The sequence below is a fragment of the Siccirubricoccus deserti genome (assembly GCF_014283215.1).
GTDB classification, from domain to species: Bacteria; Pseudomonadota; Alphaproteobacteria; order Acetobacterales; family Acetobacteraceae; genus Siccirubricoccus; species Siccirubricoccus deserti.
Genome location: NZ_JACOMF010000029.1, coordinates 55,443 through 65,451 on the forward strand (window position 1 = coordinate 55,443; position 10,009 = coordinate 65,451).

10 protein-coding genes are annotated in these 10,009 nt (G+C 69.4%); 3 read left to right on the forward strand and 7 right to left on the reverse strand.

Features of this window, described 5'->3' with window-relative positions:
- Positions 1–14: 14 nt before the first annotated feature.
- Entirely contained in the window at positions 15–1,139 is a 1,125-nt protein-coding gene (locus tag H7965_RS19505) for a CaiB/BaiF CoA transferase family protein (protein WP_186772258.1), read from the reverse strand.
- 285 nt (positions 1,140–1,424) lie between these two features.
- On the opposite strand from H7965_RS19505, the gene H7965_RS19510 reads away from it, so the two are divergent.
- Complete coding sequence (locus H7965_RS19510) at positions 1,425–2,393, forward strand: Bug family tripartite tricarboxylate transporter substrate binding protein (RefSeq protein ID WP_186772259.1); 969 nt, start codon at positions 1,425–1,427, stop codon at positions 2,391–2,393.
- Positions 2,394–2,472: 79 nt separating this feature from the next.
- On the opposite strand, the gene H7965_RS19515 is transcribed toward H7965_RS19510, so the two are convergent.
- From H7965_RS19515 to H7965_RS19535, 5 genes are all read right to left on the reverse strand, one after another.
- On the reverse strand, positions 2,473–3,255 hold the full coding sequence (locus H7965_RS19515; RefSeq protein WP_186772260.1) for an N-acyl homoserine lactonase family protein: 783 nt from the start codon (positions 3,253–3,255) through the stop codon (positions 2,473–2,475).
- Positions 3,255–4,187, reverse strand: coding sequence for an NAD(P)-dependent oxidoreductase (locus H7965_RS19520; RefSeq protein ID WP_186772261.1), 933 nt, complete (start codon positions 4,185–4,187; stop codon positions 3,255–3,257). The genes H7965_RS19515 and H7965_RS19520 overlap by 1 nt, the downstream gene beginning before the upstream one ends.
- A 473-nt stretch (positions 4,188–4,660) precedes the next feature.
- Positions 4,661–5,116, reverse strand: a complete 456-nt coding sequence (locus tag H7965_RS19525; RefSeq protein ID WP_186772262.1) for a con-10 family general stress protein — start codon at positions 5,114–5,116, stop codon at positions 4,661–4,663.
- Positions 5,117–5,686: 570 nt separating this feature from the next.
- Positions 5,687–5,830 (reverse strand): hypothetical protein, encoded by a 144-nt coding sequence (locus H7965_RS19530; RefSeq protein ID WP_186772263.1) that lies wholly within the window; start codon positions 5,828–5,830, stop codon positions 5,687–5,689.
- Positions 5,831–6,139: 309 nt separating this feature from the next.
- The gene (locus tag H7965_RS19535) at positions 6,140–7,375 is read right to left on the reverse strand and encodes a metal-dependent hydrolase family protein (protein ID WP_186772264.1); all 1,236 of its coding nucleotides are present in this window, start codon (positions 7,373–7,375) and stop codon (positions 6,140–6,142) included.
- A 121-nt stretch (positions 7,376–7,496) separates the two neighbouring features.
- On the opposite strand from H7965_RS19535, the gene H7965_RS19540 reads away from it, so the two are divergent.
- Positions 7,497–8,669 carry an iron-containing alcohol dehydrogenase gene (locus H7965_RS19540; protein ID WP_222440714.1) on the forward strand — a complete coding sequence of 391 codons (1,173 nt, stop codon included), beginning with the start codon at positions 7,497–7,499 and terminating at the stop codon, positions 8,667–8,669.
- A gap of 15 nt (positions 8,670–8,684) precedes the next feature.
- Positions 8,685–9,416 carry an oxygen-binding di-iron domain-containing protein gene (locus tag H7965_RS19545; RefSeq protein WP_186772265.1) on the forward strand — a complete coding sequence of 244 codons (732 nt, stop codon included), beginning with the start codon at positions 8,685–8,687 and terminating at the stop codon, positions 9,414–9,416.
- Between the two features lie 127 nt (positions 9,417–9,543).
- On the opposite strand, the gene H7965_RS19550 is transcribed toward H7965_RS19545, so the two are convergent.
- Entirely contained in the window at positions 9,544–9,792 is a 249-nt protein-coding gene (locus tag H7965_RS19550) for a hypothetical protein (RefSeq protein WP_186772266.1), read from the reverse strand.
- Positions 9,793–10,009: the final 217 nt, after the last annotated feature.

Below are 10,009 nucleotides of genomic sequence, written 5' to 3' on the forward strand. Positions count from 1 at the left end.
CATTGTCCTCCCGTTCAGATGGCTGCGGCGTCGCGCAGGGCGGTGATCTCGGCCGTGGTGAAGCCGGCATCCCGCAGCACCGCCTCTGTGTGCTCGCCGCGCAGCGCGGCGGGGGCGCCGGGCTCGGCCGGGGTGCGGCTGAAGCGCGGCGCCGGGGCGGGCTGCACCACGCCGTCGCGGGCGAGGAAGGTGCCGCGCGCGGCATTGTGCGGATGCGCCGGCGCTTCCTCCATGTCGAGCACAGGGGCGACGCAGGCATCCGTGCCCTCGAACAGAGCCGCCCAGTCGTCCCGCGTGCGGGTCAGGAAGATCGCCGTCAGCTCGGCCTTCAGCGCCGGCCAGCTGGCGGGCTCCATCCGGTCCGGGAAGCGATTCGAATCGAGGCCGAGCTTGTCGCACATCAGGGCGAAGAATTGCGGCTCGATCGGCCCGACCGAGAGCCAGCGGCCGTCGGCGCATTCATAGGTGTCGTACCAGGGGGAGGCGCCATCCAGCATGTTGCTGCCGCGCTGGTTGCCCCAGCGGCCGCGTGCCTTCATGGCGTAGATCGGCGCCATCAGCAGCGCCGCGCCATCGACCATCGCCGCATCCACCACCTGGCCCTGGCCGGTGCGCTGCGCCGAGAGCAGCCCGGCCAGCAGACCCATCGCCAGCAGCATGCCACCGCCGCCGTAGTCGCCGACGAGGTTGAGCGGCGGCACCGGACGCTCCCCGGGACGGCCAATGGCCCAGAGCGCGCCGGTCAGGGCGATGTAGTTCATGTCATGCCCGGCTGATTGGGCCAGCGGCCCGTCCTGCCCCCAGCCGGTCATCCGGCCGTAGACGAGGCGCGGGTTGCGGCCGAGGCAGGCATCGGGCCCAAGACCGAGACGTTCCGTCACCCCGGGGCGGAAGCCTTCCAGCAGCGCATCGGCGCCCTCCACCAGCCGCAGCACCGCGGCGATGGCGTGCGGGGACTTCAGGTCAAGGGCGATGGAGCGGCGGCCGCGGCCGGTGAAGTCACGGCGGTCGCCGGGCGGGCCCGCCTTGCGGTCGATCCGGATCACCTCGGCCCCGAGATCGGCCAACACCATGGCGCAGAAGGGGCCGGGGCCGATGCCGGCGAATTCCAGGATGCGAAAGCCCTGCAACGGTCCCATCGTGTCTCCTCCATTGCCGGCAGCCTAGCATGAGGACGGGGTTTGACAGCCACCGCCTTGCCGCCCGACCTTCGGCGCGGATTGGAGGGACCGGCAGCATGGCCCGGCACAGCGCCACGCATCATCGGCCGGAAGGGCTGCACTACCTTGGCACTGTTTTCGCCTCGATCCTCGATGAGAAGGGACGCCGGGACCACTCCAGGCGCAGGCGACCGCCCTCGGCGGCGGCACGGTGACGCATGGCCGCGGCCAGGCGGCGGTGCCGACGGCACGGGTGAACCCGCCGTGATCCGCCGCCGCGCCCTGCTGGCCTCCGCCGCGCTGCCCTTCGCCGCGCAGGCCCGGACCAGTGGCGGTGCCTGGCCGGACCGGCCGGTGCGCCTGGTAGTGCCCTATACGCCGGGCGGGGCCAACGACATCCTTGCGCGGCTCTATGGCCAGCGGCTGGCCGAGCGCCTCGGCCAGCCCTTCGTGGTGGAGAATCGCCCGGGCGCCCAGGCGATCCTTGGTGCGGAACTGGTGGCGCGGGCGGTGCCGGATGGCCATACGCTGCTGATCGGCGCCAGCGGCCCCATCGTCTTCAACCCCGCCACCTACGACCGGCTGCCCTATGATCCGCTGCGCGACTTCGCGCCCGTGTCGCTGCTGGCGGCCTTTCCGCTGGTGCTGGTGGTCGCCACCGGCAGCCCCTTCCGCACCATGCAGGACCTGCTGGCCTTCGCGCGCGACCATCCGGAGCAGTGCAGTTACGGCGCCAGCGCCACCAGCTTCCAACTGCCGACCGAGTTGCTGAACCAGCGCGCCGGCACCCGCTTCATCCATGTCGCCTATCGCGGCAGCGCCGATACGGTGAACGCGGTCGCCAATGATGAGGTGACCATGGCGCTGGTCGATACCGGCCCGGCCGCCGTCGCCTTCCAGGCTGGGCGGGTGCGCGTGCTGGCGGTGACGGCGGCGCAGCGGCTGCCCGCCTGGCCGGACAGCCCGACCATGGCGGAGCTGGACTACCCCGACCTGACCTTGCGGCTGTGGAGTGGGATGCTGGCGCCTGCCGGCACGCCGGCCGCTATCCTCGAACACCTTGCCACCGAGGCCGCGGCGACCGGCCATGAGCCGATGATCCGGCAAAAGCTTCAGGCACTGTCGCTTGATCCGGTCGGCTTGATGCCGGAGGCATTTCGGCAGGTGATCAAGACGGAGCTGCCGCTCTGGGCGGAGGTGGCGCGGAAGGCGGGAATTCGGTTGGAGAGGTGACCGCGCGAGTGTTGGGGAAGGCGGCGCCTTCCCCAGATCCCTACCGCCAGGGGGCGGGCGCCCCCTGGACCAGCCCGGGTTACTCGCTTGGCGGCAGGTCGAGGCGGGCGACGATGCCTTCCAGCCCCGGCACTGCCGGATAGCGGCGCATCACCTCAGGGTCATGGCCCGGCACGATGTGTTGCGGGCTCGGCGCGAGTTGGCGGAGCTTGTCGAAGCCCTCCAGCATCTCGCCGATGTGGAAGGCGGTGGTGAAGGGGCGGCCGGCTTCCATGTTCTCGTAGAAATGCGTGACGTCGGAGGCGAGCACGACCGTGCCGCGCTGCGTCTCCACCGTCACGCATTGCAGCCCGGCGGAGTGCCCCTTCACCAGATAGGTGCGGATGCCGGGGGCGATCTCGGCGTCGCCGCCCAGCATGCGGACGCGCTGGCCGAAGTTCAGCTTCACCATGCCGGCGATGTCATCCGGCTCGAAGCTGTGCGACAGCTTCGGGTAGCGCATGTACCGGCCGCAGGCGTAGTGCATTTCCGATTCCTGCAGGTGGAAATCCGCCTTGGGAAATTTGTCGAAGCTGCCGACGTGGTCGTAGTGCAGATGCGTCAGGATGACATCCTGCACATTCGCCGGATCCAGCCCGATGAGCTTCAGGCTGTCCGCCGGGCAGCGCAGCCATTGCCGCTTGCGGCGCTTCGCCACCGCCTCGGTGAAGCCGGCGTCGATGACGAAGCTGCGCTGCTCGCCGATCGCCGCCCAGACGAAGTAGTCCATCGGCATCGGCGCGTCATGCGGATCGCCGCCGATGAAATGATCCGCTCGCTTCGCGTCGCGATGCGCGTAGCGGATGGCGTAGACGCGGTACATCAGCCCTTGTCCGAATCGAGGACCGATTTCACCTTCGCCCGGTCGCAGTTGATGGTGACGCCGGCACGCTCATTCTGCAGCAGCATGGTGACGCGGCTGTCGCGGTGGCTCCAGCCGCGGTTCAGCGCCTCGCTCATCTCCTCCTGCACCAGGTTGCAGAGCCGCATCGGCACGCCCACCTTGCGGCCGAGCCCGACCGCCAGCGAGACATCCTTGTAGGCCAGCTTCAGCGCGAAGGCCGGCGGGTCGTAGTGGTTGATCAGGTACTGGTCGGCGATGCGGTCGAAGGTGCGGCGGCGGCCGAGCGCACCTTCGCGGATCGCCTTCCACAACTCGATCGGGTCCATGCCTGCCTTCACGCCCATGGTGAAGGTCTCGGCCATCACCGTCTGGATGGCGTAGCCGGACAGGTTGTGCACCAGCTTGGCCACGGTGGCGGAGCCGATCGGGCCGATGTAGGAGGCTTTGTCGCCGAAGCTGTCGAGTACCGGCTTCAGCTTCTCGTACAGCGCCTTGTCGCCGCCGACCCAGATGGCCAGCTTGCCGCTGGCCGCGCCGTGCGGGCCGCCGCTGACCGGTGCATCGAACACCGCGGCACCCTTCGGCGCCATGTCGTCATGGATGCGGCGCACCAGATCCTGGCTGTTGGTCGACAGGTCGAAATACGCCATGCCGGGATGCGCGCCGGCGATCAGCCCATCCTCGCCGTAGATCACCGACTCGACCTCAGGCGGGCCAGGGAGGGAGGTGAAGACGACATCGGCGCGTTCCGCCACCTCCTTCGGGGTGGCGGCCCATTCGGCGCCGGCGTCGATGTGACGCTGGGCGTTCTGCCGGGCGATGTCGTTGACGACCAGCTTGTAGCCGCCCTTCTGCAGGTTGCTCGCCATGCTGGCACCCATGGTGCCGAGGCCGATAAATCCAACGATCATGTGTGTTCTGCCTTGGTTACGCGATTCAGCTGATGCCGGTTGGCGTCTCGGACGTCGCACGCACTATGCGCCGCGGTCATGGCCGACGACCAGCCGGCAGGAAGGGTGATGATCCCGCCGCGTCTCCGCGCGTCACGCCATGGCCAGCGAGCCGCCACGGCGGGCCGCCGGCTGTGGCTCGTGCGCCGGCACGACGGTGGTGATCATGCTGCGATGCCACCATGGCCGACGGGGGCGTTCCCCAGGATGCCGGCACAGGCGGATACCCCGTTCATCGTGACTGACCGGGAATGAATATTCTTCACCCTGTCGCCGCGCGACGGTGCTGCCATCCTGGGCTCCTCCGCATTCTCCGGCCACAATCCTGCGGCCAGCGGATCGAGACAGCAAGCCACGCACGCGAAGCGGGCCGGCGTTGCCGCCGGCCCGTCCCTTGCCCTGTTGGGCGCTCAGCTCAACTCAGCCCGCAGGTCTCAGCTGCGGTCGCCGTGGCTGGATTGGCCGCCCTTCTTGCCAACCTCGCTGGCCTTCTCGCGGTTCTGCGCGAAATTGCCAGGGTTGTGCTGGGCGCCACCGCCGCCACCGCTGTGCTGACCGCCGCTGCGTCCGGCTTCTCTGGCCTTCTGCGGGTCATTGGCGAAATTGCCGGGGTTGTTTTCCCGGCCCTGATGGGTGCCGCCGACATGGCCTGCCTCGCGGGCCTTCTGCGGGTCATTGGCGAAGTTCGCCGGATTGTTTTCCCGGCCCTGATGCATGCCGCCGACGTGGCCCGCCTCGCGGGCCCGCTCACGGTCGTTGGCGAAGTTGCCGGGGTTGTTCTCGGCGCCTTGGTGCGTGCCGCCTATATGGCCGGCCTTCGATGCCCTTTCGCGATCATTCGCAAAGTTGCCAGGATTGGAATTCTTGCTGCCGCCCTGGGTATTCGCCATGTGCGGGATCCTTCCACTGGTTATTTTCGCCTGGCCGCCGGTTGGCGACCTGCCCGACCACAACGTGGCGGCGCCCAGAAGGATGCTTGTGCGGTGCCAGGATGGCTAGAAATTCCAGTGCAATATCAATACTATGATGCTATCGGCGGCGGCATCTCCCGTGGCCCTGGCGGAGTTTGCGGGGGCAGTTCCGGACCCGGTCCGGGAACCGGCGGGATGGGGTCCGGCCCGGGGTCGGGCCGCGGTGCAGGGGGCGAGGGCGGAATCTCCGGGCCGGGGAAGCCGGGCGGCGGACGGGGATCTGAAGGTGGCATGAACTCTCCTTCTCCTGCCGCGCCCAATGCGCGGCGGCATGGAGTGGAGTTAACGCGCGATACCATGCTGATGTTGCCCCGCCCCGATGCCGGTCACTGCGCCATGCCCTCGGACGTGCCTGCTGGCCTGCCCACCGGGGAGCATTCCATGGAGCATTTCACCATGCTGGTCCTGGCCAGCCTGCCGCTGGCTGTGCGACCGGCGCCTTCATCTTGAACTGTGGTCCGCCGAGCAGAACCGGAGTCGCATAGGCGCTCATGCAGAGGATGGACACCAGCATGCAGCCCGCAGCGACGCCGGGCAGCGCCGGCGGCAGCACCACCCGGTGCCGAGATTGCCGGCGGCTTCCTCCAGGTTGCGCGGAATGCCTTCCAGCACCGCCGCCAGGGCCAGGATCATCTAGGGCCCCGCGTCGGCGAGGATGTCGGCGATGACCGTGCCGCGGGTGTAGAGCAAGGTCAGCGACTTGCTGATCGGCCGATGCCCTGCAGCGCGGCGTTGATCGCGCCGTCGCGGCCGAGCAGCGCCATCCAGCCCGAGAAATCCAGCACCTGTGGCGCCATCCGCACCATGTAGCCGTATCCGGACGCTGGTCGGCACGGTGCCGGCGGAGCAGGCATTCCGGCCGATCGAGCAGGGGAGCTGTCCGCTGGTACGGCGGTAGTTCGCAGCGGCACCGGCCGGGACCGCCGGTGTGGCGCGATCGGCTCAGCCCAGCCGGTCGATCAGCGCCTCGCCCGCTTTCATGACGAAGGGGATGCGCTCGCCCTGGCCGGTCAGGACGCCGATGTCGGCGATCGGATCGCCCTCCACCAGGATCAGATCGGCCAGGGCGCCGGGCTTGATGACGCCCAGCTCGCCGCCCTTGCGCAGCAGCGTCGCATTCACACTGGTGGCGCTGCGCAGCACATCGGCGGCGGGCAGCACCTGGCGGCGGATGACGAACTCATCCGACTGCCGGGCGTGCATCTCCGCCAGCAGATCGGTGCCGAAGCCCATGGCGACGCCGGCGCGGGACAGGATTTCCAGGCTGCCGAGGCCGGCGCCCTTGACGTCGCCGAGCTTGCGCATGCTCTCGGGCGCCAGGCCGAGTGCCGGCCCCTCGGCCTCCAGCGCCTCATAGGTGACGAGGGTCGGCACCGCGAAGGCGCCTTTCTCCGCCATGAAGGCGGCGGTCGGCGAGTCGATCAGGTTCGCATGCTCGATCGATCGGACGCCGAGCCGCACCGCGCGGTGGATGCTCTCCGGCGTATAGGCATGCGCCAGCACATAGCTGCGCCAGGCCGAGGCCTCCCACACCGCACAGGCGATCTCCTCGTCGCTGTATTGCAGCGCATAGATCGGATCGGAGGGGGAGGCGACCCCGCCGCTCGCCATGATCTTGATGGCATGGGCGCCGCGCTTCAGCTCGCCACGCACCGCACGGCGTACCTCATCTACCCCATCCGCGATGGTGCTGATCGCCTGGGTCGGGGCGCAGCAGCCGCAGAATTGGTCGAGGAAGACATGGGGGCGCATGTCGCCATGGCCGCCGGTCGGCGACAGGGCGCGGCCCGGGTAGAACAGCCTCGGCGCGGTGATCAGCCCGGTCTCGATGGCGATGGCGAGGCCCCAATCGGCGCCGCCGGCGTCGCGGATGCTGGTGAAGCCGCGCTTCAGCGAGTCCTTCAACCGCTCCGCCGCGCGCAGCGCCTGCAGGCTGCGCGGCAGCCGGTCCAGCCGGCCGAGGTCGGCGTCGACGCCATAGGCATGCACATGCGCATCGATCAGCCCCGGCATCAGGGTGCGGCCGGCGCAATCCACCACCCGCGCCACGGCGCTGGCAATGGGCGTATCCGCCACCTCCTTGATGCGGTCACCCTCGACCAGGATCTCGATGCCCTCGGCCAGGGTGTCGGCCAGGCCGTCGAACAGGCGGAGATTGCGGAACAGCGTGCTGGCCATGCGGGCTCCGTGGCTCGGGGGGCGCTGGGCGGAGCATCGCGGATCGCGCCGGCTTGCACCAGCCGGCCACTGGCTGTGCTAGGCTGCCCTCTCAGGGGAGAACAACCCGGGAGGGAACGCCATGACCACGAATGGCCGCGTCGTCTTCAGCAAGATGGAAGAAGTTGTCTTCGGCAGGCCCGCGGCCCAGGCGGTGGCAGAGCTGGCACGCCGCGCCGGGGCGGAACGGGTGTTCCTGATGGTCAGCGGCACGCTGCACCGGGAGACCGAGGAGATTGCCCGGATCCGTGCCGCGCTTGGCAATCTCTGCGCCGGGGTGTTCGACCGCATGCCGCCGCATTCGCCGCGCCGTGCGGTGATCGAGGCGGCGGCGATGGCCCGCGATGCGAAGGCCGACCTTATCGTGACGGTCGGCGGCGGCTCCATCACCGATGCCGCCAAGGCGGTGCAGCTCTGCCTCGCCAATGACATCCGGAGCGCCGAGGCGATGGACGCGCTGCGGCCGGTGAAGGGGCCGGACGGGGTTATGGGCCCGCCGCCCTGCAACCCGCCGAAGGTGCGGCAGATCACCGTGCCGACCACGCTGTCCGCCGGCGAATTCAGCGCCTTCTCCGGCGTGACCGATGAGCGCCGGCGGGTGAAGGAGGTGCTGAGCCATCCGGGCATCATCCCGGCCGCGGTCATCCTCGACCCGGCGCTGACCGTGCATACGCCGGAATGGCTGTTCCTCTCGACCGGAATCCGCGCCGTGGACCATTGCGTGGAGGGCATCTGCTCGCCGGAGGCGCACCCCTATGCCGATGCCCAGGCGTTGCGGGGCCTGGCGCTGCTGGTCAGCGGCCTGAAGCGGGTGAAGGCGGACCCGGCCGATCTGCAGGCGCGGCTGGATTGTCAGCTCGGCTCCTGGCTGTCGATGGCGCCGCTGGCGACCGGCGTGCCGATGGGGGCGAGCCATGGCATCGGCTATGTGCTGGGCGCCGCCTTCGACATCCCGCACGGCCATACGTCCTGCATCATGCTGCCTTCGGTCATGCGCTGGAACAAGCCTGCCAATGCGGCGCGCCAGGCGATGGTGGCGGCGGCGATGGAGCAGCCGGGGGCGGAAGCGGGCGACCTGCTGGACGCGTTCATCGGCGGCCTTGGCATGCCGCGCAGCCTCTCGGCGGTGAAGATCGGGAAAGAGCATTTCGACCGCATCGCCGAACAGGCGATGGGCACGCCCTGGGTACCGCGCAACCCGCGACGGATCGAAGGGCCGGCGCAGGTGCGGGAGATCCTGGAGCTTGCGGCTTGAAAGGAGGAGGGCACCATGGAAGCGCGGACCGATGAGATTGCCGACGGCATCTACCGGCTGTCGATTTTCGTGCCGGAGATCGGCCCGCCGGCCGGCTTCACCTTCAACCAGTTCCTCATCCTGGGGGATGAGCCGCTGCTGTTCCACACCGGGCTGCGGCGGATGTTCCCGCAGGTGCGGGAGGCGCTGGCCCGCATCACCCCACCGGAGCGGCTGCGCTGGATCACCTTCGGCCATTATGAGGCGGATGAGTGCGGCGCGATGAACGAATGGCTGGCGGTGGCGCCGCAGGCGGAGGCGGCGCATGGCCATACCGGCTGTCTGGTGTCGCTGAACGACATGGCCGACCGGACGCCCCGCATCCTGGGCGATGGCGAGACCATCGACCTCGGTGGTGGCCGGCGGGTGCGCTGGCTGGACACGCCGCATATCCCGCATGGCTGGGATGCCGGCGTGCTCCTTGAGGAAGCCAGCGGGACGCTGCTGTGCGGTGACCTGTTCACGCAACTTGGCGATGGTCCCGCGCTGACCGGGGGCGATGTGGTCGGCCCGGCGATCGCGGCCGAGGATATGTTCCTCTCCTCCAGCCTCCACCCCAGCATGGGGCCGACGATCCGCCGGCTGGCGGGGCTGGCGCCGCGTACCCTTGGGCTGATGCATGGCCCGTCCTTCGCCGGCGACGGGGCGGCGGCGCTGCATGCCCTGGCGGATGACTACGACCGGCGAGTCCGGGCCGCCCTGGGGTGATTTCCATACCCGAGGCAGCGGGTGCCGGCGGCTGCCGGGACGGCGGCGCCGGCCTTGGCCGACAGTGCGCGCATTGCAGCATGTGCGTCACGGCGAGGTCCATTGCCGATCAGCAGGCGGCATGGGCCTACGTGCAAACCATGTCCTCCGGCTGAACCTGGCCGAACGGCATCTGCCGAAACTGTCGCCTGACTCCGAGGCGGCCCTGTTCACAATGATCCTGACCGCCTGGGCACCACGCTTCAATGCGTGGCGCCTGCGCGCTGCGCGCTAGCCGATCCCGGCACTGGTCTGCGGCAACGCATTCCACCACCCGTCCGGCGGTGCCGGCGATGGGCCGATTCATCCATTCCTTGAGGCGGTCGTCCTCGACCATGCCGTGAAGCCCTGACTCACCGGCGCCCTGGCCCGGCTGTCTCCCCGATGCCATGACCTGAAACGGGTTGCGCCGCCGGGTGCAAAGATCCGTAAGAGGGGCAAAACCTGTGGTGGTCAGGCGGGCTGGCAGCGCTGCCGGACCAAGTCGGGCAAGTACGGGATGCTGGCTTGGCCTGGGATGCCGAGCCTGGCGCCGAGGTAATCCCAGAAGCTGA

What these genes read in the sequence shown, in the direction of transcription:
- H7965_RS19540 (WP_222440714.1), top strand. Translation starts at nt 7,497, where the DNA reads ATGACCACGAATGGCCGCGTCGTCTTCAGCAAGATGGAAGAAGTTGTC.
- H7965_RS19505 (WP_186772258.1), bottom strand. Translation starts at nt 1,139, where the DNA reads ATGGGACCGTTGCAGGGCTTTCGCATCCTGGAATTCGCCGGCATCGGC.
- H7965_RS19525 (WP_186772262.1), bottom strand. Translation starts at nt 5,116, where the DNA reads ATGGCGAATACCCAGGGCGGCAGCAAGAATTCCAATCCTGGCAACTTT.
- H7965_RS19545 (WP_186772265.1), top strand. Translation starts at nt 8,685, where the DNA reads ATGGAAGCGCGGACCGATGAGATTGCCGACGGCATCTACCGGCTGTCG.
- H7965_RS19530 (WP_186772263.1), bottom strand. Translation starts at nt 5,830, where the DNA reads ATGATCCTGGCCCTGGCGGCGGTGCTGGAAGGCATTCCGCGCAACCTG.
- H7965_RS19520 (WP_186772261.1), bottom strand. Translation starts at nt 4,187, where the DNA reads ATGATCGTTGGATTTATCGGCCTCGGCACCATGGGTGCCAGCATGGCG.
- H7965_RS19550 (WP_186772266.1), bottom strand. Translation starts at nt 9,792, where the DNA reads ATGGTCGAGGACGACCGCCTCAAGGAATGGATGAATCGGCCCATCGCC.
- H7965_RS19535 (WP_186772264.1), bottom strand. Translation starts at nt 7,375, where the DNA reads ATGGCCAGCACGCTGTTCCGCAATCTCCGCCTGTTCGACGGCCTGGCC.
- H7965_RS19515 (WP_186772260.1), bottom strand. Translation starts at nt 3,255, where the DNA reads ATGTACCGCGTCTACGCCATCCGCTACGCGCATCGCGACGCGAAGCGA.